This window comes from Ruegeria sp. YTSC004, from assembly GCF_059609805.1.
This window is the reverse complement of sequence record NZ_JBXWMJ010000001.1, coordinates 95,984-119,106: the sequence shown is the minus strand read 5'-3', so window position 1 is coordinate 119,106 and position 23,123 is coordinate 95,984. Positions and strand designations below refer to the sequence as shown.

The 23,123-nt window shown below is 58.2% G+C and carries 26 protein-coding genes and 1 tRNA gene; 15 read left to right on the top strand and 12 right to left on the bottom strand.

What is annotated here, in order from left to right; genetic code table 11:
• Positions 1-5 precede the first annotated feature (5 nt).
• The 4 genes from nuoN to AC2FFP_RS00570 are packed head-to-tail and all read left to right on the top strand — an operon-like array spanning position 6 to position 4,707.
• Positions 6-1,448, top strand: coding sequence for an NADH-quinone oxidoreductase subunit NuoN (gene nuoN, locus AC2FFP_RS00585; RefSeq protein ID WP_496778115.1), 1,443 nt, complete (start codon positions 6-8; stop codon positions 1,446-1,448).
• Positions 1,449-1,502: 54 nt separating this feature from the next.
• Positions 1,503-2,252, top strand: a complete 750-nt coding sequence (locus AC2FFP_RS00580) for a biotin--[acetyl-CoA-carboxylase] ligase (protein WP_496768063.1) — start codon at positions 1,503-1,505, stop codon at positions 2,250-2,252.
• A gap of 11 nt (positions 2,253-2,263) precedes the next feature.
• A complete protein-coding gene (locus AC2FFP_RS00575) occupies positions 2,264-3,043 on the top strand; it encodes a type III pantothenate kinase (protein ID WP_058274409.1) in 780 nt (259 codons plus the stop codon).
• Entirely contained in the window at positions 3,040-4,707 is a 1,668-nt protein-coding gene (locus AC2FFP_RS00570; protein WP_496768065.1) for a ribonuclease J, read from the top strand. Before AC2FFP_RS00575 ends, AC2FFP_RS00570 begins: the two co-directional genes overlap by 4 nt.
• A gap of 22 nt (positions 4,708-4,729) precedes the next feature.
• Here the strand turns inward: AC2FFP_RS00570 and AC2FFP_RS00565 are convergent, their stop codons facing one another.
• Together AC2FFP_RS00565 and AC2FFP_RS00560 are read right to left on the bottom strand one after the other, a co-directional pair.
• A complete protein-coding gene (locus AC2FFP_RS00565; protein ID WP_496768067.1) occupies positions 4,730-5,431 on the bottom strand; it encodes an NUDIX hydrolase in 702 nt (233 codons plus the stop codon).
• A 25-nt stretch (positions 5,432-5,456) separates the two neighbouring features.
• The gene (locus tag AC2FFP_RS00560) at positions 5,457-5,855 is read right to left on the bottom strand and encodes a DUF983 domain-containing protein (RefSeq protein ID WP_113788484.1); all 399 of its coding nucleotides are present in this window, start codon (positions 5,853-5,855) and stop codon (positions 5,457-5,459) included.
• 190 nt (positions 5,856-6,045) lie between these two features.
• Here AC2FFP_RS00560 and AC2FFP_RS00555 point away from each other — a divergent pair, with 190 nt between their 5' ends.
• Genes AC2FFP_RS00555 through AC2FFP_RS00540 form a run of 4 tightly spaced genes read left to right on the top strand, consistent with a single transcriptional unit; the run spans position 6,046 to position 7,950 of the window.
• Entirely contained in the window at positions 6,046-6,513 is a 468-nt protein-coding gene (locus AC2FFP_RS00555) for an EF-hand domain-containing protein (protein WP_058279674.1), read from the top strand.
• Between the two features lie 6 nt (positions 6,514-6,519).
• A complete protein-coding gene (locus tag AC2FFP_RS00550; protein WP_496768069.1) occupies positions 6,520-7,134 on the top strand; it encodes an RNA polymerase sigma factor in 615 nt (204 codons plus the stop codon).
• Entirely contained in the window at positions 7,127-7,480 is a 354-nt protein-coding gene (locus tag AC2FFP_RS00545; RefSeq protein WP_109310457.1) for a hypothetical protein, read from the top strand. The genes AC2FFP_RS00550 and AC2FFP_RS00545 overlap by 8 nt, the downstream gene beginning before the upstream one ends.
• A complete protein-coding gene (locus tag AC2FFP_RS00540) occupies positions 7,477-7,950 on the top strand; it encodes a periplasmic heavy metal sensor (protein ID WP_496768071.1) in 474 nt (157 codons plus the stop codon). The genes AC2FFP_RS00545 and AC2FFP_RS00540 overlap by 4 nt, the downstream gene beginning before the upstream one ends.
• A gap of 5 nt (positions 7,951-7,955) precedes the next feature.
• Here AC2FFP_RS00540 and AC2FFP_RS00535 read toward each other — a convergent pair whose 3' ends face one another.
• Positions 7,956-9,344 carry a diguanylate cyclase gene (locus AC2FFP_RS00535; protein ID WP_496768073.1) on the bottom strand — a complete coding sequence of 463 codons (1,389 nt, stop codon included), beginning with the start codon at positions 9,342-9,344 and terminating at the stop codon, positions 7,956-7,958.
• An 87-nt stretch (positions 9,345-9,431) separates the two neighbouring features.
• Here AC2FFP_RS00535 and AC2FFP_RS00530 point away from each other — a divergent pair, with 87 nt between their 5' ends.
• The 5 genes from AC2FFP_RS00530 to AC2FFP_RS00510 all read left to right on the top strand — a co-directional run bounded on the left by AC2FFP_RS00530 (position 9,432) and on the right by AC2FFP_RS00510 (position 13,823).
• A complete protein-coding gene (locus AC2FFP_RS00530; protein WP_058279646.1) occupies positions 9,432-9,713 on the top strand; it encodes a DUF3572 domain-containing protein in 282 nt (93 codons plus the stop codon).
• Positions 9,714-9,738: 25 nt separating this feature from the next.
• Positions 9,739-10,431 carry an HAD family hydrolase gene (locus tag AC2FFP_RS00525; protein WP_496768078.1) on the top strand — a complete coding sequence of 231 codons (693 nt, stop codon included), beginning with the start codon at positions 9,739-9,741 and terminating at the stop codon, positions 10,429-10,431.
• Between the two features lie 120 nt (positions 10,432-10,551).
• Positions 10,552-12,111, top strand: a complete 1,560-nt coding sequence (locus tag AC2FFP_RS00520) for a trimethylamine methyltransferase family protein (RefSeq protein WP_496737975.1) — start codon at positions 10,552-10,554, stop codon at positions 12,109-12,111.
• 120 nt (positions 12,112-12,231) lie between these two features.
• Entirely contained in the window at positions 12,232-12,819 is a 588-nt protein-coding gene (locus tag AC2FFP_RS00515; protein ID WP_496724526.1) for a heme NO-binding domain-containing protein, read from the top strand.
• Positions 12,816-13,823, top strand: coding sequence for a diguanylate cyclase domain-containing protein (locus tag AC2FFP_RS00510; protein ID WP_496768080.1), 1,008 nt, complete (start codon positions 12,816-12,818; stop codon positions 13,821-13,823). Before AC2FFP_RS00515 ends, AC2FFP_RS00510 begins: the two co-directional genes overlap by 4 nt.
• A gap of 33 nt (positions 13,824-13,856) precedes the next feature.
• On the opposite strand, the gene AC2FFP_RS00505 is transcribed toward AC2FFP_RS00510, so the two are convergent.
• The 8 genes from AC2FFP_RS00505 to AC2FFP_RS00470 form a co-directional block, all read right to left on the bottom strand.
• Positions 13,857-14,555: a CbiX/SirB N-terminal domain-containing protein gene (locus AC2FFP_RS00505; protein ID WP_496768082.1), complete on the bottom strand. Its 699-nt coding sequence runs from the start codon at positions 14,553-14,555 to the stop codon at positions 13,857-13,859.
• A 70-nt stretch (positions 14,556-14,625) separates the two neighbouring features.
• A complete protein-coding gene (locus AC2FFP_RS00500; RefSeq protein ID WP_496768084.1) occupies positions 14,626-15,558 on the bottom strand; it encodes an AEC family transporter in 933 nt (310 codons plus the stop codon).
• 63 nt (positions 15,559-15,621) lie between these two features.
• A complete protein-coding gene (locus tag AC2FFP_RS00495) occupies positions 15,622-16,419 on the bottom strand; it encodes an MBL fold metallo-hydrolase (RefSeq protein ID WP_496768088.1) in 798 nt (265 codons plus the stop codon).
• Positions 16,416-17,222, bottom strand: coding sequence for a TatD family hydrolase (locus AC2FFP_RS00490; protein ID WP_496768090.1), 807 nt, complete (start codon positions 17,220-17,222; stop codon positions 16,416-16,418). Before AC2FFP_RS00490 ends, AC2FFP_RS00495 begins: the two co-directional genes overlap by 4 nt.
• Positions 17,219-18,340: a DNA polymerase III subunit delta' gene (locus tag AC2FFP_RS00485; protein WP_496880619.1), complete on the bottom strand. Its 1,122-nt coding sequence runs from the start codon at positions 18,338-18,340 to the stop codon at positions 17,219-17,221. The genes AC2FFP_RS00490 and AC2FFP_RS00485 overlap by 4 nt, the downstream gene beginning before the upstream one ends.
• Before the next feature lie 7 nt (positions 18,341-18,347).
• Positions 18,348-18,974 (bottom strand): dTMP kinase, encoded by a 627-nt coding sequence (gene tmk / locus AC2FFP_RS00480; RefSeq protein ID WP_496768093.1) that lies wholly within the window; start codon positions 18,972-18,974, stop codon positions 18,348-18,350.
• Entirely contained in the window at positions 18,971-20,137 is a 1,167-nt protein-coding gene (locus tag AC2FFP_RS00475; protein ID WP_496768095.1) for a D-alanyl-D-alanine carboxypeptidase family protein, read from the bottom strand. Before AC2FFP_RS00475 ends, tmk begins: the two co-directional genes overlap by 4 nt.
• Before the next feature lie 16 nt (positions 20,138-20,153).
• Positions 20,154-21,491 carry an SPOR domain-containing protein gene (locus tag AC2FFP_RS00470; protein WP_496880618.1) on the bottom strand — a complete coding sequence of 446 codons (1,338 nt, stop codon included), beginning with the start codon at positions 21,489-21,491 and terminating at the stop codon, positions 20,154-20,156.
• A 202-nt stretch (positions 21,492-21,693) separates the two neighbouring features.
• On the opposite strand from AC2FFP_RS00470, the gene AC2FFP_RS00465 reads away from it, so the two are divergent.
• A tRNA-Ser gene (locus AC2FFP_RS00465) sits at positions 21,694-21,783 on the top strand.
• A gap of 375 nt (positions 21,784-22,158) precedes the next feature.
• Here the strand turns inward: AC2FFP_RS00465 and AC2FFP_RS00460 are convergent.
• The gene (locus AC2FFP_RS00460; RefSeq protein WP_496880617.1) at positions 22,159-22,374 is read right to left on the bottom strand and encodes a hypothetical protein; all 216 of its coding nucleotides are present in this window, start codon (positions 22,372-22,374) and stop codon (positions 22,159-22,161) included.
• 6 nt (positions 22,375-22,380) lie between these two features.
• Here AC2FFP_RS00460 and AC2FFP_RS00455 point away from each other — a divergent pair, with 6 nt between their 5' ends.
• Positions 22,381-23,088, top strand: coding sequence for an IS6 family transposase (locus tag AC2FFP_RS00455; protein ID WP_496880616.1), 708 nt, complete (start codon positions 22,381-22,383; stop codon positions 23,086-23,088).
• Positions 23,089-23,123 lie beyond the last annotated feature (35 nt).

Genomic DNA, 23,123 nt, shown 5'->3' with positions numbered 1-23,123 from the left:
GAGACATGATCCAGGCTGATCTGACGATAATCCTGCCAGAGATTGTTCTGGCCGTATATGCGATGGCGGCGCTGTTGGCGGCTGTCTACACGACGAAAGACGGGGTGGCACCTTTGCTGGTCTGGACAACCGCTGGGTTGATGGCACTACTGGCGATTTGGATCGCGACCAACGGCGATGGTACCAATGTCGCGTTCAATGGCATGTTTGTCGATGACGGGTTTGCCAGGTTCTCGAAGGTGGCGATCCTGCTGTCCGCGGCGGCCATTCTGGTGATGAGCCAAGAATATATGGCGCGTCGCGATCTGTTGCGGTTCGAATTCCCTCTGTTGGTTGCGCTGGCCGCTGTCGGTATGATGATGATGGTCAGCGCGGGCGATCTGATGTCGCTTTATATGGGGCTGGAACTGCAGTCACTGTCGCTGTACGTCGTGGCCGCGCTGCGCCGGGATAGTGCCAAATCGACCGAGGCCGGTTTGAAGTACTTCGTGCTTGGTGCGCTGAGCTCGGGCTTGCTGCTGTACGGTGCCTCGCTGGTTTATGGGTTTACAGGCACCACGCTGTTCTCGGGTATCATCCAAACGGTTCAGGATGGTGAGATTTCGGTTGGCCTGCTGTTTGGTCTGGTGTTCCTGATCTCGGGACTGGCGTTCAAAGTGTCCGCCGTGCCATTCCACATGTGGACGCCGGATGTGTACGAAGGCTCGCCCACGCCTATCACCGCATTCTTTGCCACAGCGCCGAAAGTGGCTGCCATGGCTCTGTTCGCACGCGTTATGCACGACGCTTTTGGAGGCGTGATCAAGGACTGGCAACAGGTGATTGTCTTGCTTTCTGTTCTGTCGATGCTGCTGGGTGCGGTTGCAGCGATTGGCCAGCGTGACATCAAGCGGCTGATGGCGTTTTCGTCGATTGCCCATATGGGCTATGCGCTGATCGGACTGGCTGCGGGGACCGAGTTGGGCATCAAGGCTATGCTGATGTATCTGGCCATCTATGTGACGATGAATATCGGCACTTTCGCTTTCATTCTGATGATGGAGCGGGACGGTAAACCGGTCACGGACATCGACGCCCTGCGCCAATATTCCAAACGCGAACCGGGCAAGGCGCTGGCGGTGCTGATCCTGATGTTCAGCCTGGCGGGCGTCCCACCAATGCTGGGCTTTTTCGCCAAATTCGGTGTCTGGCAGGCCGGCGTAAGCGCGGGCCTGACCGGGCTGGTGATCGCCTCAGCCATCGCGTCTGTTATTGGTGCCTTTTACTATCTGCGGATCGTGTTCTACATGTATTTCGGAGCTGAAAACGACGACCCGATCGAAACGCATTCTTCGCCGGTTCTGTGGGTTGCTCTAATGGGCTCGGCCGCGTTGATGCTGGTGGGTGTGTTCTATCAGTTCGGTATTGAAGGCGCGGCTGCAGCTGCGGCGGCTACTCTTGTCAATTGATCCACTTAACACATCAAATTTGGGGGCTCGGTCAGCGGACCGGGCCTTTTTGACATGACAGACTGGCCACAGGGATACGGCCTGCATGTGCTGCAAGAGGTCGACAGCACATTGAACGAGGCCACCCGCATGGCCCCGACCACGACCGGTCCGGTTTGGATCATGGCGCATCACCAGACGGCGGCGCGTGGGCGACGGGGTCGGGCGTGGGCCAATCCCAAGGGAAATCTGGCCGCGACCCTTTTGATGCGGCCACAGGGAAATCCGGAACAGGCCGCACTGCGCAGCTTTGTGGCTGCGCTGGCGCTGTTTGACGCCTGCGTTGCAGTGACCGGACGGGCGACGGGTTTGTCCCTAAAATGGCCCAACGATGTATTGCTGAACGGCGGCAAACTGGCTGGTATCCTGCTGGAAAGCACAGGGCAGGGGCACGGCGTCTCGCACTTGTCCATCGGCATCGGCGTGAACCTGTCAGAGGCACCCGGAGCAGATCAGGTAGAACCCGGCGCCGTCCGACCGGTTTCCCTATTATCGGAGGCCGGAGCCAACGTAACGCCTGAGGATTTCCTGACAGAACTTGCTGTCGCCTATGCCAGATACGAGAACCAATTCGTGACTTACGGGTTTGAACCGATTCGGACCGCGTGGTTGGCCCGGGCCGCCAAGTTGGGTGAGGTCATCACCGCCCGTACCGCAGCGTCGGAAACGGTTGGAACCTTTGAAACGGTGGACGCAAGGGGCAACCTTGTCCTAAACACCGCCAAAGGCCGCGTCAGTATTCCGGCGGCGGATGTGTTTTTCTGAAGGAGGCTCAGATGCTTCTGGCTATCGACTGCGGTAACACGAATACTGTGTTCTCGATCTGGGACGGTGAAAGGTTTCTTTGCACCCTGCGCACATCGACCCACCATGCGCGCACGGCGGATGCCTATTTCACGTGGTATTCGACGCTGGTGAAACACTATGGGATCGAGGCTGAAATTACTGATGTGATCATCGCCTCGACCGTGCCTCGGGTTGTGTTCAACCTGCGGGTCTTTGCTGATCGGTTCTTTGGATGTCGGCCGCTTGTCGTGGGCAAGCCCGATTGTCTGTTGCCGATGAATCCGCGTGTTGACGAGGGGACAGTACCCGGCCCGGATCGACTGGCCAACGCGGTGGCTGCGTTTGACCGGCATGGCGGCAACGTGGTTGTTGTGGATTTTGGCACGGCGACGAACTTTGATGTGGTTGCGGCGGATGGGGCCTATGTCGGCGGGATCATTGCGCCGGGCGTAAACCTCAGCCTCGAGGCGTTGCACCAGGGCGCGGCTGCCCTGCCGCATATTGATATCACCCGCCCTGAAAATGTGATTGGCACGAATACGGTTGGCTGTATCCAATCCGGCGTGTATTGGGGCTATTCCGGATTGATCGAGGGGCTGATTTCCCGGATCAAGGCGGAATACGGAATGCCGATGAAAGTCGTTGGAACCGGTGGGCTCGCGCCGCTGTTCGATCAGGCGGACGTGGGGTTTGACGCAATCGAAGATGATCTGACGATGCACGGGCTTACCGTGATTCATCGCTATAACAAGGACAATGGCTCGACATGAGCAGCGAAAGATTGATCTACCTACCGCTGGGTGGTGCCGGCGAAATTGGCATGAATGCCTATGTCTACGGCTATGGCAAGCCCGGACAGGAACGGCTGATCCTTGTGGATCTGGGCGTGACATTTCCCGACATGGACACCACCCCAGGCGTTGACCTGATTCATGCCGACATCTCGTGGCTGCGCGAACGTGCCGACAGGCTGGAGGCCGTGTTCGTCACCCACGCACACGAGGACCACGTGGGCGCTGTGGCGCATTGCTATGAGGCGCTGGGTGCGCCTGTCTACGCACGGGCCTTCACCGCCAACATCGCGCGCCGCAAGATGGAAGAGCACGGACACCCCGAGGATGCCGTACATACTGCATCGGCCTGGCCCGAACAGATTTCCGTTGGTCCGTTCAAGGTAGGTTTCCTGCCGGTCTCGCATTCGATCCCCGAAAGCGCTGCCCTGGTGATCGACACGCCCGAGGGGCGGATCGTCCATACCGGCGACTTCAAGCTGGATGAAAATCCGATCGTTGGTGAACCTTTTGACCCCAATCTCTGGGCTGAGGTTGCCAAGTCTGGCGTCAAAGCGCTGGTGTGTGACAGCACGAACGTGTTTTCCCCCCATGCGGGCCGCTCGGAGTCCGAGGTCGGTCCCGAGATCACCAGGCTGGTTGAAGAAGCTAGCGGTATGGTTGTCGCCACCACATTTGCGTCGAATGTCGCACGGGTTAAGACGCTGGCCGAGGCGGGTGAACGGGCGGGGCGCTCGGTCGTTCTGCTGGGTCGCGCGATGCGCCGGATGATCGAAGCCGCGACCGAAACGGGCATTCTGACCAGCTTTCCACGCGTCGTCAGCGCCGAAGAGGCTGTGGAGATGCCGCGCCAGAACCTGATGCTGATCGTCACCGGCAGCCAGGGAGAACGCCGCGCGGCCAGCGCGCAGCTTGCGCGGGGCAAATACCGCGGTTTGGAACTGAAAGAGGGCGATCTGTTTCTCTTCTCGTCCAAAACCATCCCAGGCAACGAGCGCGGCGTGATTTTCATCATGAACCAGCTCAGTGAAAAGGGCGTGGATGTGGTCGATGACAGTGCGGGCCTGTACCATGTGTCCGGTCACGCCAACCGTCCGGATCTTGAGAAAGTACACGGGCTGGTCGATCCGCAGATGATTATTCCGATGCACGGTGAACATCGTCACCTGCGCGAGCATGCCAAACTGGCGGAAGCTGGTGGGCGTACTGGTATTCTGGCCGTAAACGGAACCATGCTGGATCTGACAGGGAATGCGCCGCGAGTTGTCGACTATGTCGAAACCGGTCGGACCTACCTGGACGGCACGGTCAAAGTTGGCGCCCTGGATGGGGTGGTGCGTGACCGGATTCGCATGGCGCTGAACGGGCACGTCACTGTCACGGTCATTCTGGACGAAGAGGACGAACCACTGGGCGAGCCGTGGTGCGATACGATGGGTCTGTCCGAGATTGGATCGTCCCGGGCTGCATTGGTTGAAGTTCTAGAAGAAGACCTGAATCAGTTCCTGATGCGGGCCGATGCCAAGACCCTGCGCGATGATGACAAACTGGAAGAGGCAATACGCCGGATCGTTCGCCAAACAGCAAAGACCGAGATTGGGAAAAAGCCCGAAGTCACCACGGTAATCAGCCGCATGAAATAACGTGTCTGAGGGCCACCGGCCCTCAGTCTGCTTCTGGCATGGGATAACCGCGAAGCTTGAGGAAAAGGCTTTCCTCCTCACTGTTCAGAAAGAACGGAACAGTTTCAGGGGGCGTTGGGTCTGTCACCCGAGCAGCGATTTCGGCCAGCACGACTTCTGTAATGAACGGCAGGTCGAATTCGCGCGCCCGATCCAGCGGCACCCATTGCAGATGTGACAGCTCGTCCGAGGCGTGGCTGAAATCATCCAGATCGCCCTGTATTGCGGCGGCGTCCACCAGGAAAAAGCGTGCATCGAACCGGCGGGGTCGCCCAGGCGGGGTGACGGCACGAAAAACGAACTGAAGTGCTTGTGCCGATGGGCGGTATCCCATCTGCGCAAATGTCGCCCAATCTTCGGTCCGCGGGCCCGCCCAATCACCTGGTTGGCCCAAAATCAGTCCGGTTTCTTCCCAAAGCTCTCGGATCGCCGCCGCCGCCAAGGCATTTTGCAGCCCGGCTTGTGACCGCTCCGCAAGGCGATCACAGCACACAGCGGGCAGATCTGTTGACAGTGCAACATCTGCATCAGATGTATCGACAGCGCCGCCTGGGAAGACAAACTTGTTGGGCATGAACGCGGCTTTTGCGCCGCGTTGCCCCATCAGGATGGATGGATTGGTCAGACGATCCCGTAGGACAATGACTGTCGCCGCGTCGCGTATGGCTGTTTTGTCCACCGTCATCCGTCGCTCAACTTGTGGTCCAAGATCACGCGGACTGGCCAAAGCCGTGCATGCGACGAGCCCATTGATAGGCGACAACGGCCCCTTTCAATCGTGGCAGCAGGAATAGTGACAGGGCAGTACAGCCAAATGCTAAAACCAAGAACATCGTCAGGGGCTCAGGGCGCCAATGGACATAAGATAAGTGAAGCGCCGGTGCCAGCAGGTGACCCACCAGAAGAATGGTCAGATAGGCCGGCCCGTCATCGGCGCGATGGTGAAACAGCTCCTGTCCGCAATTCGAACATTCGTTGTTAACCTTGAGGTAGCTGTGCAGCAGTTTGCCTTCGCCGCAATTTGGGCAACGGCAACGGAACCCTTTGACCAGTGCTGGCTTTGTCGGGCGGTCTTCTACATCGTGGGTTTCGATCGTCTGATCTGTCATGTTGATACTCGCGCGTTCCAATGATGAGGATATAACGCTTGTTTGTGGCTTCGGGAAAGGGGGTGCGTCGCTTTGCATCGCCATGACGTTTTTAAAAAAGTTTCACTTCCTGCGACGGAATGGGATGCCTGCCCCGTTTGAACCTATGTAAGCAGCGGCAATGGCGCCGCGAAAACAAGGGAAAAACGTTATGAAAAGCGCCAAATTCATTCCGGCAATCATTGTGTCAGCACTGGCAATCACTGGCACATCCGTTTTCGCCGCAGGCGGTAAAGATCGCGAACCTGTGACCTTTCAACAGCTCGATGCGAACGGTGACGGGCAGGTGACTAAGGAAGAAATGCAGGCTCATCGGAATCAGCGTTTCACCAATGCCGACACCGACGGCGACGGCCAGCTGAGCGTCGAAGAGATGCAGGCAGCAGGTCAAAAGAAGGCCAACGACCGTGTTACGAAGATGTTTGAACGCAACGATGCCAACAAGGACGGGTTTCTGAGCGAGGACGAGTTGCCCAAGCCGCGCCGTGCTGACAAGATGTTTGACCGGATCGACGCGAACGAGGACGGCGCTATCTCGGAAGAGGAATTTGCCGATGCAAAAGACAGAATGGGGAAGCGCCACAAGAAACATGGGAAAGCGGACTCTGACGACAGCTGACGCGGGATGGAGGACCTGACCTCTGCTCCACAATACGTTCGCGGCGTGGATTACGCCGCGGACGAGTTGGGCGACGATGTGTTGCTCAGGCAGTTTGCCAATGGCGATGCCGCGGCGGCGCGCGTTCTCACCGATCGGCTTGCGCCGCGCAGCTTATCAGTGGCCCTTCGGTTTCTGGGCAACCGCGCCGAGGCTGAAGATGTGACACAAGATGCGATGATGCGCCTGTGGCAGATGGCACCTGATTGGGTACCTGGTCAGGCTAAAGTATCGACGTGGCTTTATCGCGTGACGCTGAATCTGTGTGTTGATCTGCGCCGCAAAAAGACGCCGGACCGGCTGGCGGATGTGCCAGAGCCAGCAGATGAAAAGGCCAGTGCAGCCGACCGTCTACAGGACGCAGCCCGAAAGGATGCACTGCAAATGGCACTATCACAACTGCCCGAACGTCAGCGGCAAGCTGTTGTTTTGCGGCATATTGAGGAATTGCCCAACCCTGAAATCGCTGGGATCATGGGTATTTCGGTGGAAGCGGTGGAAAGCCTTACGGCACGAGGAAAACGGTCGTTAGCGGCAATTCTGGCCGGGCGACGAGATGAACTGGGGTACGACGATGACTGACGACAAAGACAATCTGGATCTGTTGTTCGCCCAAGCCCGGCAGGATCGGCATGAGTTGCCGGATGATCTGGCTGTGCGCATTCTCACCGACGCGGAATCTGTTCGGCTGGGTCGCCTGAAGCCAGATGAGCCAAAGACAAACTCGCTTTGGGCGCGCCTTCTGGCCGGGTTTGGCGGCTGGCAGGGAATGGGCGGTTTGGTTGCTGCCAGTATGGCGGGTGTCTGGATCGGCTTTTCAGCACCGGCATTTCTGCCTGATCCTGCCAATTACATTTACGCGCAGGATGTTAGTTTCGTGGTCGCTGACCTAAGTCTGGATACGAGTTTTCTGGAGGACGCCGAATGAGCGATAGTCCCAAACCCAAAAACCGCTGGATGTCGGTTCTGCTGGTCATCTCGCTGGCCTTGAACCTGTTGATCGTCGGCGTTGCCCTGGGGACCGCGCTGCGGGTCAAAGGGGGGGATCATGCAAAATCTCCGCCAGGTTTTGGTTCGGCGCTGTATCGTGCGCTGCCAAAGGAAGAGCGTAAAGCCATGCGGGGCGAGCTGTTCGACCGACACAAAAAGGGTGCACACAACCGATCCCAGGATTTTGCCCAACTCAGCACTGCTTTGCGGGCAAATCCCTTTGACGCAGTAGCGGTTCAGGCCCTGCTGGACCAACAAGCGCAGTCCATGGCGGACCTGCAGGATGCCCTGCAGCAAGAGTGGTTGGCCCGGGTTGAAGCCATGAGCGATGAAGAGCGTCTGGTCTATGCCGACCGGCTGGAGGAGGTTGTTAAACGAGGCCCGCGTGGCCACAAGAAAAAGGACTGAGGGTTTCAGGCGGCGCTCTGCCTGATCCTTACTTGATTGCGACCAGCCTTCTTGGCTGCATAAAGCGCAGTATCGGCGGATTTCAGCAACCGCTCCACCGGGTCACCAGGGGGCAGGGGCGGGATCGGCGCCGTCAGGCCGATGCTAATGGTGACTGGCACAGGGGCCGAGGTATCGGGCAGAGAAAATGGTGTCTTGCTGATACAGTCGCGCAGGGTTTTAGCCAGATCCATCGCCCCAGCCTGAGAGCTGTCAGGCAGACCTATCATAAACTCCTCTCCCCCGATGCGCGCGACAAAACCCGCCGCGCCAACCGTGCGTTTCATTCGCCTTGCGGCCTCGGTCAAAACCTGGTCGCCGCTGACATGGCCAAAACGGTCGTTGATGGTTTTGAAATGATCCAAGTCTGCCAGCATGACAACAAAACCGTGACCGGTATGCGATGGTTGTCGTGCCATCTGATCCATAGCTTGCATAGCATAGCGACGGTTGTGCAACCCAGTCAGGGGGTCGACCCACGACTCGGCCAGCCCGCGCTTTAATGAGGCGCGCATTTGGTCCATTCGGGCCTTTCGCGTGATCTGGTTATCCAGATGTAGTTGAACCTCTTCGACGTAGAACCCCCCCATACACACGGCGTCAGCGCCACGATCCAGCGCCTCGCTCGCCATTGTTGCATTTTCATCGGCCAAGACGGCGATCAATACGGTACGCCGAGTTGCCCCGCGTGACTTCAGGTCCGCCAACGTATTCAGGCCCGCGGCCGTCGTATCTATTTCGATTAGGATCGCGTCTGGCACTGGCCCTGACAGCAAAGCACGCATGTTCGAAGCTGCATGCGTGCTTAGGCTGTGATGCGATTTCTCGGACAACGCGGATTTCCACAATGTCCCGATCCGGGCGCTTTGGGTCAGTATGGCCACATGGGCCGATTTCGACGGCGTAATCAGCACGGTCGCGGGTTCTGCAAATCCGACTGGATGTGATCCGCCGCCCAGCTGAAGCTCTTGCGTATCTGCGCGCGCGCGCAGCAGGCTGCGAACTCGCGCCAGAAGCAGGGTGTCCTTGAACGGGGTTGCCAACACGTCGTCCAACCCATCCGACAATGCCTGCAACCTTGCCGCCTTGTCGTTCTGCGGCGCGATTGCAACGACCGGTACATCGGCCAGTTCCGGATTGGCCATCACCAGTCTTTTGACGTCCGCAGCCGAGCCATCAGGCAGCGTTTGTGCCACCAGCACCAGATCGGGGCGCGTACGACTTAGCAGCCCGGCCAGCCCCTGCAGCTTTTCGGCCTGAACCACGTGATACCACGCCGCCGTCAGCTGAACTTTTAGCATAATGCGATTGGTCGAAGTCCCGTCGAGGACAAGAATGGTTCCCTGCACGGACATATCTATCACCGTTGATTGCATGCGTTGCCAAAGTGTTTATGAGTCTGGTTAACAAACCCTTTCCAAGTGCATACCCGAGGCCTCTTTATGCCGATCACCGCCCAATCCGCCGAAACGCTTGCCCTGAACGTCCTTGGCTGGCTGGTCGGGAATGACGAATTGCTGCCGATCTTTTTGGGCTCGACGGGTGCATCCACCGAGGATCTGCGGGTTCGCGCATCAGAGTCGGAGTTTCTGAGTTCGGTTCTTGAATTCTTGATGCTTGACGATTCGTGGGTGATCGCCTTTTGTGACGCCAATTCCGTGCCCTATGATCTGCCGGGTCAGGCGCGGGCTGTTTTGTCCGGTGGCGACGTTCACTGGACCTGATTCAATTCACTGACAGGAGCATGTAATGCCCATCGATGCGATCTTGTTCGACAAGGACGGAACACTGTTTGACTTTGCGGACACATGGGGTGGTTTCGGGCGCAGCGTGTTGGAAAAGCTGTCAGATGGCGACCAAAAGCGGGCTGCCGAACTGGGCCAGGCCATAGGGTTTGATCCGGTTTCGGAAGAATATGCTGACGACAGCATCGTGATTGCGGGGACCGTTGAAGAGATCGCCGAAGCCCTTGCACCCTATTTCCCGGATATGCCCAGCGATGAGCTGATCGACATTCTGAACACGGAATCGGCGACGGCGACACAGGCGCCGGCTGTTCCTCTGGTTCCCTTCCTCGATGCTTTGCGGCAGGCGGGTTTAAAACTAGGTGTAGCCACGAACGACGGAGAGATGCCTGCGCTGCAACATCTCGCCTCAGTCGGGATTCGCGACCACTTCGATTTTGTTGCTGGCTACGACAGCGGCCATGGGTTCAAACCCGGACCCGGGCAATTGATTGCATTTGCGACCCATGTTGGTGTCGACCCGTCACGCGTGGCCATGGTGGGGGACAGCCTGCATGATCTGCAGGCCGGGCGTGCAGCGGGAATGACCACAATTGGGGTACTAACCGGGCTGGCCCCGGCCGAGGCACTTGCGCCGATGGCGGATGTCGTGCTGCCGGACATCGGTCACATTCCCGCCTGGTTGGCTGAAAACTGATCCAGCTTCGGCTGAATTCGACTGCCCAAGTAATAAAACCGACAAACCTTGTCGCAGATAGAGCGGCCACTGGGCCGACTTCGGGGCTTGCTTGAAGAAAGCAAGTTCCGGAGGGTTCCAATGGCTGACACACAAACTCGCAAACGGCGCGGAGGGGGACGGGCAGGTGCGGCGGCACGCAGGGGCAGCGCGGTGATCGACCAAATGCCGTGGAATCCGCCGATCAACATCGACAAACCCACCGAACCGTTGGATCAAGCTGGCATCGAAGCGATCCACGAGGGGGCCATGCGCATCCTCGAAGAGATCGGGATCGAGTTCTACAACGAAGAAGCGCTTGGTATCCTGAAAGAGGCGGGCTGTACGATCAATGGCGACAACGTTCGTATGGGTCGTGACTTTGTGATGGAAATGGTGGCCAAAGCGCCATCAAAGTTCACGATCACTCCACGGAATCCTGACAAGACGATTGAGGTTGGTGGCAAAACCCTGCTGTTCGGGAACGTCTCCTCTCCGCCGAACTACTGGGATCTTGAGATCGGCACCAAGGTGGCAGGTAATCGCGAGATGTGCCGGAATCTGCTGAAGCTGACACAGTATTTCAACTGTATCCACTTTGCCGGGGGCTACCCGGTCGAGCCGGTCGATATCCACGCCAGCGTTCGGCATCTGGACGTTCTCTATGACAAGCTGACGCTGACCGACAAGGCAATGCATGCCTATTCGCTGGGCAAAGAACGGGTCGAGGACGTGATGGAAATGGTCCGGATCGCTGGGGGTCACAGCCATGAAGAGTTCGAGGCGACTCCGCGGATGTATACCAACATCAACTCGACCTCGCCGTTGAAACATGATCATCCGATGATTGACGGCTGTTTGCGCCTAGCGCGGCGCGGGCAGGCGATTGTCGTGACGCCGTTCACACTGGCAGGTGCGATGGCGCCAGTCACGATGGCGGGCGCGGTTGCGCAATCTCTGGCCGAGGCATTGTGCGCAATTGCGCTGTTCCAATATGTCCGGCCCGGAATTCCCTGTGTTATCGGGACGTTCACGTCCAACGTTGACATGAAATCTGGCGCACCTGCGTTTGGAACGCCCGAATATATGCGCTCAACCCAGATGACCGGCCAGATGGCACGTTACTATGGTTTGCCGATGCGGTCGTCAGGTGTGTGTGCGGCAAACGTGCCGGATGGGCAATCGGTGTGGGAGACGTCGAACTCACTTTGGGCTGCGGTGCAGTCGGGTAGCAACATGGTGTACCACGCGGCCGGGTGGCTTGAGGGCGGGCTGATTGCTAGCCCCGAAAAATTCATCATGGATTGCGAAATTCTGCAGCAAATCCAGCGATACATGCAGCCCGAGATCACAGCGACAGGCCCGGACGAAATCGCGCTGGATGCAATCAAGGCCGTTGGGAACGATGGCCATTTCTTTGGTATTCAGCACACCCAGGACCGCTACACGACCGCGTTCTATCAGCCGTTCCTAAGCGATTGGAAAAATTACGAAGGCTGGGACGTTGCAGGTGGTATCTGGACGGCCGAGCGCGCCCACCACATGTTCAAGGAAATCGTAACCAGCTTTGAGCCCCCGCCGATAGATGACGGGATTCGTGAAGAGCTGGAGGATTTTGTTGCCCGCCGAAAGGACGAGGGTGGCGCGCCGACGGATTTCTAATGTAACAACAATAACTTCCAGATTGAGACTCTGTCGGATAGTCATCCACGCATCGTGTTTTTTGGGTATTTGTTAAGGATTATCTGAGCAGATTGGGGTGTAACCAATTTGGGGCATCTCATGCATGGTCTGATCAATCGGGCAATACAGTCATTTGTTTGCGCGACCTATGGACAACCCTGCTGGCAGCGGGTGACCGAGGCCGCGGGCCTGGGTTTTTCCGAGTTTGAGGCAATGCTGCTTTATGACGACGCCATGACCGCGCAGGTTTTGGACGCGCTAAGTGCTGACTTGAATCGCCCACGGGCCGAGATACTGGAAGATCTTGGAACCTATTTGGTGTCGCACCCGAATATGGAAGGTTTGCGCCGACTGCTTCGATTCGGCGGTGTGACATATGTCGAGTTTTTGCACTCACTGGATGACCTGTCAGACCGTGCCCGACTAGCGGTTTCGGATCTGCGCCTGCCGATGCTGGAGCTGCAAGAGGTGTCACCAGCAGAGTATCGTCTGCACTGCTATTCTGGCCTGCCGGGCTATTCCAGCGTGATGGTGGGCGTATTGCGGGCCATAGCGGATGACTATGGCGCATTGGCCATGCTGTCGCATGAAGGGGCGCAGGGCGAGGCTGAAGTCATCACAATCGTCCTCGTGGAAAGTGCCTTTGCCGAAGGGCGTCATTTCGATCTTGGGGCGCGCAAGTCATGATGCAAGCCTCTGAACTCTCGGCTCTTTTGGACACGTTGTGCCCCATGTTCGTGATGGTGGACAACAAAGGCAGGATCGTAAACGCGGGACCAACGCTGCAAAAGCTTCGCCCGGACCATCCGATGCGGGGTCGCGGTTTTCTGGACGTTTTTGAACTGGTAAGACCACGAGCAGTGACAACGATTTCCGCGCTGCTGTCTCTGCCCGGTGGCAAGGTGCATCTGAAGTTTCACGACGAACCCCGGACCGCGCTGACGGGGCTGGTCGCTCCTTTGCCAAAGGAGAGCGGGGCAATCATCAACCTGTCCTTCGGGATTTCTATCCTGGACGCTGTTCGTGACTATGCTCTGACCAGCGCGGATTTCTCTGGCACGGATCTGTCGATTGAACTGCTGTATCTGGTTGAGGCGAAAACAGCCGCGATGGAGGCGTCGCGCTCACTGAACCTGCGGCTGCAGGGGGCCATGTTGGCCGCTGAAGAGCAGGCGGTGACAGACATGTTGACCGGGTTGAAAAACCGCCGCGCGATGGACGTGGTCCTTGGCCACCTGATCTCGGGCAATTGCGCCTTTGCGCTTATGCATTTGGACTTGGACTTCTTCAAAAGTGTCAACGACCGCCTTGGCCATGCGGCGGGGGACTTTGTGTTGCAACAGGCTGCGTGCATAATGGAGGAAGAGACCCGAAATGAGGACACGGTCGCTCGGGTCGGTGGTGATGAGTTTGTAATAATTTTTAAAGGTCTGGTCGACGAAAATGTCCTCTCTGACATAGCAGGACGCCTGATCAGTCGGCTATGCCAACCCATGATGTTTCAGGGTGCCCCGTGTAGGATTTCGGCAAGCATCGGAACGGCCTTGTCCACGCAGTTCGGCAATCCGGAAGCGGCAGAGCTGCTGAATGCAGCCGATCAGGCGCTGTACGAGGCAAAGCGGCAGGGACGGTCGCGGCATTGTCTGTTCTCGGAGCTTGCGGCCTATGGGCTGAAATCGGCCAGTTCGTAATAACATCTGATCCCACGCGGTCAGTTATTTAGGCTAATCCTGCGTAAAAGCACGTGTCAGAGTTCTCGCAATATGGCGTTTGATTGGGGGAAGCTCTCCGACAACCGGCATCACGTGCCCATTGAACCGCGCTCGCTCTAGCTCCTGTGGCACGTCCTCCAAAACATGCCCGCCCGTGCAAGCAAAGAAGGGCAGGCACAGAGATTGATCGCCAGCCCCGGTCGCGGCTTCAGCAATGGACGGGGCCTCTTCCACAAACCCGACGCGGATGGATTGGAAGGTCACGCACCCGGCCAATTCCTTAGAAAATTCAATGGCGACAGCTGATGGGTTGCGGCTGCGACCCGATCCGTGTGCAGCCAGAACCAGATCGGTTTTGTCCGCGTCCCACCCCTTGCTCAACAGCGTATCCTGCAACGCGCCCGCAGCCAAAGCGGGGAGTTTAGAGTCAACGCCCAGCGGGTCCAGAATTCGGATATTTCTATCACCCAGACGCTTGGGCAGCGCACGTGTCACGAACCACCCCTTGGCCATGAAAAGGGGATAGATGACAGTGTCGTCGGGCAGTTCATCCAAACGAGCCTCCAGCATTCCAGGCGCAGCAAGTGTAGCTGATTGAACGTTGACGCCATCGCAATACGCATCGACCTCTGCCGCATAGGAAGCTAGCGCCGCTTCAGCAGGGGCCGGGTCCGAGGGTTGGCCGTGGGCGACGATCAGGGCGTGCGGCATTTAGGAGTATCCTGTGGCTTTTCAGTTAGGTGTGTCCGGCTGGTGCAAAGTCAATCCATGGGACGTCACGCTATCCTAATAATGTCAGCCAAAGCCAGACTGTCAGGATCGAGACGCCGGTTCCGACCAGAACGGACGAGGCCGCGACCCGTTTTGCGCGTCCGTACATATTGGCAAAGATGTAAGCATTGAAACCAGGCGCCATCGCTGCCGTCAGCACACCTGAGCGGAACAGGTCCTGTGGCAGGCCAACTGTTGAGCCGAATAGCCAGACAAGACTGGGATGCAGCATCAGTGATATCGCGCCAACAAAGGCGATGGCGCGCAGGTCGCCTTCGGGCCTGTATTTCACCAGCACTCCGCCAAGCGCGAACAGCGCCCCGGGCAGGGCGGCGCGGGTCACAAGGCCCAGGGCTTCGTCCACGACCGCAGGTATGCCAATACCAGACAGGTTCACTGCAAAACCCAGCGCGATGCCAAGGATTAGTGCATTGCGGAACATGGCCGACAAGATGGATTTGACCATGCGGGGACCGCCCTGGCCGCGATTTCGAATAACCTCCATCACCGTGATGCCAACGCCGTAGCAAAAGGGCGAATGGAAGGCGATGATCGCATAGTTGCCGGTCAGGTTTTCGGGGCCGTAGGCGCGTTCGGTGATCGGCAGTCCCAAAAGGACAGAGTTCGAGAACAGGCAGCAAAACCCGATGGCGACGCAATCTTCCCAATCCCGGCCAAAGATAAACCGTGCACCGAACAGACCGGCCGTGAAGCATAATCCAGCCGCTGAGTAGAAGCTGACCAGAAGCCGAGGATCAAAACTGGCACTCAGATCCAGATGCGAGATTGCAAGGAACAGAAGGCATGGGATTGCAAAGCCCTGGGTGAACTTCATCAATCCATCGATGTGAATTTCCTTGAAATACCCCAACCGGGTCGAGGCATAACCTGCTCCGATCACAAGGAAAACCGGTAGAATGACGTCGATCAGACTTTGAAGCATAGCACCGCTTTGCAGGCTGGGCCGACGCAGGATTGCTGCGTCTCAGGTCGGTTGCGTGGGGTCTTAGAGCGCCTGATGGATCACCATTCCGTCATAGGCAGGGGTGATGTTGTCGGCGGTTTCCGCGTCAACCGTGGCATAGTCCAGATCGATATGCATGTTGGTCAGGACCGCGCGCTTGGGGTTCAGTTGTTCGATCCAGCCCAGCGTCCTTTCCAAATGTGCATGGGTCGGGTGAGGTTTCCGACGCAGCGCGTCGATGACCAGGCAATCCAACCCTTCCATCATCAGCCAGGCCTCTTCGTAGATTTCCGCCACATCCGGCAGGTACGCCAAGTTACCCATCCGGAAACCAAGCGAGTCGATCGAGCCGTGGTTGACCTTGAATGGATGGAACGGAATCGGGCCGCCGGGGCCGTCTACCTCGAACGGGCCGTCGATGGACTTCAGGTCAAGGATTGGCGGATAGGGCGAGCCTTCGGGCTGGACAAAGGCGTAACCGAACCGTCCCAGCAAGGCGTTTTGCGTGTCGCCATCGGCCCACACGGGCACTCGTTCGCGCATGTTAAACACGATCATACGCAGGTCATCGATGCCGTGAACATGATCCGCGTGCGAATGGGTGTAGATCACGCCATCCAGCCGCCCGGTCCCGCTGTCGAGCAATTGGCTACGCATGTCGGGGGTGGTGTCAATCAGCACCGAGGTTGTACCGTCCGGCCCGTCCCGTTCCACCAGCATTGAACAGCGGCGACGGATGTTTTTGGGGTTCTTGGGGTCGCAATCGCCCCAATGCCCGCCCAGCCGGGGGACGCCGCCGGATGATCCGCAGCCAAGGATGGTGCATCGCAATTCGGTCATGCAGCCGCCTTGTAGGTCGCTGCTTTGGTGAACAACCGGTCAAAATTTGCCTGCGTTTGGGCAGCAAAATCGACGTAGTCCATCCCAAACACCTCGGCCCCCTTGCGCGCTATGTGGGCGGTATAGGCGGGCTCGTTCCGCTTGCCGCGATACGGGGGTGGGGCCAGGTATGGCGCGTCGGTTTCAACAAGGATGCGGTCGACTGGGGCGCTGGCAAAGATGTCGCGCAGCTCCTGGCTTTTGGGGAATGCTGTGATGCCGGACATCGACAAATAGAACCCCAGCTCAAGGGCGGCTTTGGCCAGTTCGGCAGAGGACGAAAAGCAATGCATCACGCAGGAATAGGGCGCGTTGCGGTGTTCCTCAGCCAGAATGCGGGCCATGTCGTCATCGGCGGCACGGGCGTGGATGATCAGGGGCAGACCGGTGCGTTGGGCGGCCTCGATATGAACCCGCAAGGATTGCTTCTGCACCTCTGCGCTGTCAGCGGTATAGTGATAGTCCAGCCCGGTTTCGCCGATACCTACAAATTTGGGGTGCCGGGACAAGGCGACGAGTTCATCGACCGATGCCATCGGCTCATCAGCGGCGCTCATCGGGTGGGTACCGGCAGCGTAGAAGACCGGCGCGTGGGTCTCGGCGATGGCGCGGACGGTTGGTTCGTTCCGCAAGCGGGTGCAAATTGTTACCATGCGGGTCACGCCAGCCACGGCGGCATTGGCCACGATCTGATCTAGCTGACCTTCGAAATCGGGGAAGTCCAGATGGCAATGGCTGTCGGTGATTTCGGGCGTATTGCTCATCTGCTCTGACCGGCGGTTTCTTGTATCTTGAACACCGTATCTAGGACCAGAGCGGCAGGGTCAAGGTTCACCGCCTGCCCATGACGCGCGCGTGCGGTGATCACTGCAGCGACCTCTGCCCATTTGCGGGCCTGCTGCGGTGAGGCAGACAGGCGGGCAAGGGTTTCTGCCTCGTTCGGAGCGGTTTCGGGCATCGGGGCCGCGCCGGTTGCACCGGTCAGCGCAAGCCGGGACAGGGCGACGTCGATCAACGTCAGTAACAGATCAAACCGCTCGGACGCGCCACGTTGGGCAGCAGCCTCGGCCAAGGCCAGCGCGCGCTGACGGTCCATTCGGGGCAGGGTACCCAGAATGGCAATCAGCTCGGCGTAGATTTCCAGCCCGCCCAGATTGATCAGGCGCACCGCATCACCCACGGACCCGGCAGCCAGTGCAGCCAAATGATCCGCCTTTCCCGGCATTTCTGTGCCGGTCTGCATCAGCGCGGCTTCCATATCCTCAGATCCCAGCGGAGACAGGCGCAGTGTCCGGCACCGCGACCGGATTGTCGGCAGCAGGCGCGACGGCTGGTGCGAGATCAGCAGCAGTGTGGTACGGGCCGGAGGTTCTTCAAGCATTTTCAGCAACGCGTTGGCCGCGCTGACGTTCATCTCATCTGCGGCATCCACGATCACAACGCGACGTCCACCGTCAGTTGAGGAGAGGCCGAAGAACTTGCCAAGCTTGCGGATATCATCAACCACAATCTCACTACGCAACCGCCCCTGATCATTCAGAGATCTGGTAATTGCCGCCAAGCCGGGCTCGGCCCCAGCCTGAATACGGTGCGCGACGGGGTGTTCCGGATCGATCTCAAGGCTATCGGGCGGTGGCGGTGCGCCAAACAGCCCATCCTCCTCGGTCGGAGGTGTTGCCAGCAGAAACCGTGCGATCCGCCAGGCCAGCGTCGCCTTGCCAACGCCACGTGGACCGGTAATCAACCAGCCGTGGTGCAGACGTTCCGAGGTATAGGCGCTCAGAAAAGCCTGTTCCGCCGCGTCCTGACCAAACAGGCGCAGTGTCTCGCGCGGGTGTGGGGCACCGGGTGCCTGATCCGGGGTTGGGGTGTCGTCGCTCATCTATCGTCTATCGCAAAGCTTGCAGAACGATATCTGTCACATCCTGTGCAACACTGTCCATGTCCCGGTTGCCATCAACCACGCGGAAACGGTCGGAATACTCATCCGCAAGGGCCAGAAACCCCGCACGCATCTGCTGCTGCAGATCCAGACCGAAATCTTCGAACCGTTCTTCTGTTCCCTGACGCCCCTTGGCGCGGGACAGCCCGGTTTCGGGATCCATGTCAATCAAAATGGTCATGTCGGGTTCGCGCCCGATCATCAGGTCGTGCAATTGATCGACCAATCCCCGCAGATCGCCGCGCGACAGGCCCTGATACATCCGGGTGCTGTCAGCGAAGCGGTCGCAGATCACAACTTTGCCTTCGGCCAGCGCGGGCCTGATCGTGCGTTCCAGATGATCACGGCGCGCAGCAGTGAACAGCAGAATTTCCGTTTCCGCTGACCAGCGATCCGGGTCGCCTTCCAGAACGAGGCTTCGGATTTCTTCAGCGCCTGCGGACCCTCCGGGTTCGCGGGTCAGAACCACATCGTGACCGAGGCCGCGCAAATGATCTGCAAGCATGCGCGCTTGTGATGATTTCCCGGACCCGTCAATGCCTTCGAAGGTCAGAAACAACCCAGCCTTCGTCACATTGCCTCCAGCGGATTGCCGATCACGTCTTCCAGAACAATACCGCCTACGGTTTTCATGCGCACGACAAACCCGCCCACAGGCACATCTTTGGCCGCGAACAGTGGGCGGCGGATTTCCGGCAAGCCTTCTGGTGTGATCACCAGCTCAGCCAGTTTCTGCCCCTTTTCCACAGGCGCGTTGATCGGACCTTCGTAGACGACCTCAGCTTTGACGTCCTTGTCATTGAGAACTGGGAACAACAAGGTCAGATCACCTTCGGGCACCAGCCCAACAGTTTTTTCGGCGCCCATCCAAATCTGGGCTTCGGCTATCGGCGTTTCGGCGTCGGCAATGGTCCTCTCGACAAAATTGCGAAACGACCAGTTAACCACGGCCTCAGCCTCCTCTGCGCGACGGGCGGTGCTATCGAGGCCGGTCAGGACAAAGACAACCCGACGGTCGCCTTGCTTGGCCGAGCCGACAAGGCCGTAACCCGCCTCTTGCGTGTGCCCGGTTTTCAGGCCGTCGGCTCCGATCCCCAGTTTCAGCAGCGGATTGCGGTTACGTTTGTTAGACGGCGCACGGCCATCAAACTCAAACTCTTCTTCTGCGAACAGAGGGTAGTATTCGGGGAAGTCGCTGATCAGCCGGTTGGCCAATACGGCAAGGTCATGGACCGACATCATGTGGCCTGCCGCCGGCCATCCGTTCGAGTTGGCGAAGTTCGAGTTGTCCATGCCCATCTGCTTGGCGCGCTGTGTCATGTAGCGGGCAAACCCGGCCTCGGTCCCATCGGGGCTTAGCGCCTCGGCAATCACCACGCATGCGTCGTTACCAGACAATACGATGATGCCACGCAGCAGATCCTCGACGCTAACACGATCCTGCGTGTTCAGGAACATGGTCGAGCCACCATAGCTCATGGCGTGTTCCGAAACGGGCAGAGTTTCACCCAGGGTTAGACGGCCATCGCGCAACGCCTCAAACGCGACATAGAGCGTCATCAGTTTGGACATCGACGCAGGCGGCAGGGGCTGGTCGGCTTCTTTTGACAGCAGAACCGTTCCGGTCGTCTGATCGATCACATAGGCCGCGCGGGCGGTTGTGTCGAAAGCGTGTGCGGGCAGGGCAATCAGCGCCAGCCCGAGGGTCAAAACAGATGATCGCAGTGAGGACAGCATGGGGGCCTCCTTTGTTTCAGTTTTTGACGGTGAACGCGTCGTTAAAGCCCAGGTCTTTGACATCGCGTTGCATGGCATTGCGTTCCGAACGCGACGTTGCTGGGCCGACCAGGACCCTCCAGACCGTTTTGCCGTCCGAGGTCAGTTCTCGCACTTCGGCAGGCATTCCGTTGCGGCGGATCTTGTTGGCAGCGCTATTGGCGTTGGTTTCAACCCCGAAAGTGCCGACCTGAACAAACGGCTTTGACAAAGACGACACCGTGGCCGCGGTGGCTACCGATGCGTCGGCGGTTGTGGCAGAGGGGGTGTTGACCGGTGTGGGTTCGGCTGCGTCAATCGCCGCAGCCGCGCCCGCGATCGGATCCAGCGGCGTTTCGGTGATTTCATCGGGCTTCTTCTTTTGCCACCATTTACGTTTGGCTGGTTGTTCAGTCGGCGGGGTAACCTCAGGGTCCACCAGTGAAGCCGATGCTGCTTCTGCCGTCGTTTCTACCACCTCAGTCGCTGTGTCGGTCGCCGTATCGGTTGCGGCATCAGCGGCCACGGCCGCCTCGGCAGTTTTTTTGCGCTGCCACCATTTGGGCTTGGCCGGTTTTTCAGTCTCTGTGACGTTTTCGACTGCCTCGGTGGCTATTTCCGCCGCTGTGTCGGTTGCCGTGTCGGTCGCGGCATCTGTGGCTACAGCAGCCGCAGTCGCGGCACCGGCCGCTGCAGCAGGTTTTTTGCGTTGCCACCACTTGAGCTTAGCTGGCTGTTCAGCTTCCGCGGCCTCATTTTCGGCGATGACGGTCTTGGACTCATCCGCTGCTGCGGTTTGCGTTTCTTCGACAGGGGTTTCTTCGGCTGCGGGCTTTTCTTCGACCGGCTCAGGTTTCGGTTCGGGCGCTTTGCGACGCAGGGCGACGACATCAACATTTGTAGGTGCACCAGCCAGAATACCCAGCTTTTCGGCCGCAGCAGAGGAAAGCTGCAGTTCGGGTCCCGGCAGGTTTCGCTCGCGGCGGAATAGCGCGGCAGTGACCGTTTTGTTGTTCTTGGGATTTTTGACGCGCACACGTTCGGGCTGTGTCACATCCGGGTGGGCAATCCAAATGCCCCCCAATGACGGGCGGCCGTCCCATAAGCCTGCCTCAGACAGCTGAAACACCTCAGGGGCTTCGACATCATCTTTCGGGCTGCCGTCAGGAATGGGGAAAAGGTCGGTCCGGCCGTCTGCTTGGGTATCAGAACTTTGGCTATCTGCTGAGACATTGTCGGGGGAAAGCACCTCATCGCAACCAGCCAAAACCACGGACATAACGGCCAAAGCCGCTAACGCTCGCGGATGTGCGCGTGTCTCTGTCGCTCGCTTCATCTTGTCATCCCTTGCCTGATTGGGCCTCGTTTCCCGAGACCCGCTGCCGATTGCTGGTTCTGTATTGCCAGCCTGCTTCGGTCTTTCCTGCGGATCATAACGCGGCCAATGTGTCATGGAAAGACCGCAGCAGGCGCTTCGGCAAGAATTCCCTATTTGGTCTTGCCACCGGTTCGCTATGGCCTTAGACCCGGCCCCACGCGGGGAGGTGGCAGAGTGGTCGAATGCGGCGGTCTTGAAAACCGTTGAACGTGAGAGCGTTCCCAGGGTTCGAATCCCTGTCTCCCCGCCACTCATACCCGTCTCAGTTTAGTTGTGTTTTCTGACCCGGAATTGTGCCGCAATTCCCGCGAGTTGGAGCATGCGCTTTCAATCAGAGACAGAGCAGACCGTACACTCAGAGCGCACTTCCGGCGGCAGTCTCAGTGGCGCATTTCGGCGGGGTCGCTTTGGGCGGGATTTCCCTGATAAGCGGCGATTTACACGGAATATTCGTTGAACAGGTCTGAGTTCCGTCATTTCTCCTATCGGAAATGCATGTTTTTCAGAGGTTTATGTTGCAAATTCCCTAAAAGGTGGAACAGGGAATTTTCTCGTGGGAACAGGGAATTGTGCTGACGGATCAGGGAGGGCGAACCCTGTATCAGGGACGCCGGATCTGGAGGTGTCAGAAACCGAGCTGTCGCTCCTGTTCGGTCCAATCAAGTGGGTGGGTCTTGCTGACCAGACGCTTGAGTGTGAGTTCGGGCGGCTGGGTGCCGTCGAGAATCGCGGCCTGAATCTTCGGTGAGAGAAAGGCGAGCTGAGCGCAGGTACGGATAAAGGCGCCGGGGGTCTTGTCAGAAGAACTTTGCTTGAGCGGGGCTGGGCGGGTGCATAGCATTTAGGAATGACCAAACCTGCCACCTTCAAGTACTTCAAAACCAGTCCTGAGATCATCCGCCTGGCGGTGATGCTGTATATTCGGTTTCCACTCTCGCTTCGGAATGTCGAAGATCTGCTGCATGAGCGAGGCATCGACGTGAGCCACGAAACTGTCCGAAATTGGTGGAACAGGTTTGGCCCAATGTTTGCTGCCGAGATCAGACGAAAGCGTGTTCAGCAACTCCGAGCCTTTTCAAAATGGAAGTGGCACGTGGACGAGGTCTTTGTGAAGGTGAATGGCAAACGCCACTATCTCTGGCGTGCGGTCGATCACGAAGGTGAAGTGCTGGAAGCGGTTGTTACCAAACGCCGAAACAAAGCTGCAGCGTTGAAATTTCTTAAGAAATTAGTGAAACGCCACGGCAAAGCTGAAGAAGTAGTCACAGATCGCTTCGCATCCTACAAGGCTGCGCTCAGAGATTTGGGCGCTCTGGAAAAACAGCAGACGGGCAGGTGGCTTAACAAACGGGTTGAGAATTCGCACCTGCCGTTTCGACGACGAGAACGCGCTATGCAACGTTTCAGGCGCATGCGAAGTTTACAGAAATTCGCTTCCGTCCATTCCTCCGTATACAACCACTTCAACCAGGAAAGATCGCTAGCCAGCCGAGACACCTTCAAGCTGACCCGCGCCGCCGCACTTAGCGAGTGGCGTCAACTTTGTTCCGGATAGGTTCACGGTTTCTGCGGCAAACTGAGACTGGTTCG

Bases quoted from the DNA above. Each gene is read 5' to 3' on its own strand.
- nuoN (WP_496778115.1), top strand. From the start codon at position 6: ATGATCCAGGCTGATCTGACGATAATCCTGCCAGAGATTGTTCTGGCC.
- AC2FFP_RS00580 (WP_496768063.1), top strand. From the start codon at position 1,503: ATGACAGACTGGCCACAGGGATACGGCCTGCATGTGCTGCAAGAGGTC.
- AC2FFP_RS00575 (WP_058274409.1), top strand. From the start codon at position 2,264: ATGCTTCTGGCTATCGACTGCGGTAACACGAATACTGTGTTCTCGATC.
- AC2FFP_RS00570 (WP_496768065.1), top strand. From the start codon at position 3,040: ATGAGCAGCGAAAGATTGATCTACCTACCGCTGGGTGGTGCCGGCGAA.
- AC2FFP_RS00565 (WP_496768067.1), bottom strand. From the start codon at position 5,431: ATGACGGTGGACAAAACAGCCATACGCGACGCGGCGACAGTCATTGTC.
- AC2FFP_RS00560 (WP_113788484.1), bottom strand. From the start codon at position 5,855: ATGACAGATCAGACGATCGAAACCCACGATGTAGAAGACCGCCCGACA.
- AC2FFP_RS00555 (WP_058279674.1), top strand. From the start codon at position 6,046: ATGAAAAGCGCCAAATTCATTCCGGCAATCATTGTGTCAGCACTGGCA.
- AC2FFP_RS00550 (WP_496768069.1), top strand. From the start codon at position 6,520: ATGGAGGACCTGACCTCTGCTCCACAATACGTTCGCGGCGTGGATTAC.
- AC2FFP_RS00545 (WP_109310457.1), top strand. From the start codon at position 7,127: ATGACTGACGACAAAGACAATCTGGATCTGTTGTTCGCCCAAGCCCGG.
- AC2FFP_RS00540 (WP_496768071.1), top strand. From the start codon at position 7,477: ATGAGCGATAGTCCCAAACCCAAAAACCGCTGGATGTCGGTTCTGCTG.
- AC2FFP_RS00535 (WP_496768073.1), bottom strand. From the start codon at position 9,344: ATGTCCGTGCAGGGAACCATTCTTGTCCTCGACGGGACTTCGACCAAT.
- AC2FFP_RS00530 (WP_058279646.1), top strand. From the start codon at position 9,432: ATGCCGATCACCGCCCAATCCGCCGAAACGCTTGCCCTGAACGTCCTT.
- AC2FFP_RS00525 (WP_496768078.1), top strand. From the start codon at position 9,739: ATGCCCATCGATGCGATCTTGTTCGACAAGGACGGAACACTGTTTGAC.
- AC2FFP_RS00520 (WP_496737975.1), top strand. From the start codon at position 10,552: ATGGCTGACACACAAACTCGCAAACGGCGCGGAGGGGGACGGGCAGGT.
- AC2FFP_RS00515 (WP_496724526.1), top strand. From the start codon at position 12,232: ATGCATGGTCTGATCAATCGGGCAATACAGTCATTTGTTTGCGCGACC.
- AC2FFP_RS00510 (WP_496768080.1), top strand. From the start codon at position 12,816: ATGATGCAAGCCTCTGAACTCTCGGCTCTTTTGGACACGTTGTGCCCC.
- AC2FFP_RS00505 (WP_496768082.1), bottom strand. From the start codon at position 14,555: ATGCCGCACGCCCTGATCGTCGCCCACGGCCAACCCTCGGACCCGGCC.
- AC2FFP_RS00500 (WP_496768084.1), bottom strand. From the start codon at position 15,558: ATGCTTCAAAGTCTGATCGACGTCATTCTACCGGTTTTCCTTGTGATC.
- AC2FFP_RS00495 (WP_496768088.1), bottom strand. From the start codon at position 16,419: ATGACCGAATTGCGATGCACCATCCTTGGCTGCGGATCATCCGGCGGC.
- AC2FFP_RS00490 (WP_496768090.1), bottom strand. From the start codon at position 17,222: ATGAGCAATACGCCCGAAATCACCGACAGCCATTGCCATCTGGACTTC.
- AC2FFP_RS00485 (WP_496880619.1), bottom strand. From the start codon at position 18,340: ATGAGCGACGACACCCCAACCCCGGATCAGGCACCCGGTGCCCCACAC.
- AC2FFP_RS00475 (WP_496768095.1), bottom strand. From the start codon at position 20,137: ATGCTGTCCTCACTGCGATCATCTGTTTTGACCCTCGGGCTGGCGCTG.
- AC2FFP_RS00470 (WP_496880618.1), bottom strand. From the start codon at position 21,491: ATGAAGCGAGCGACAGAGACACGCGCACATCCGCGAGCGTTAGCGGCT.
- AC2FFP_RS00460 (WP_496880617.1), bottom strand. From the start codon at position 22,374: ATGCTATGCACCCGCCCAGCCCCGCTCAAGCAAAGTTCTTCTGACAAG.
- AC2FFP_RS00455 (WP_496880616.1), top strand. From the start codon at position 22,381: ATGACCAAACCTGCCACCTTCAAGTACTTCAAAACCAGTCCTGAGATC.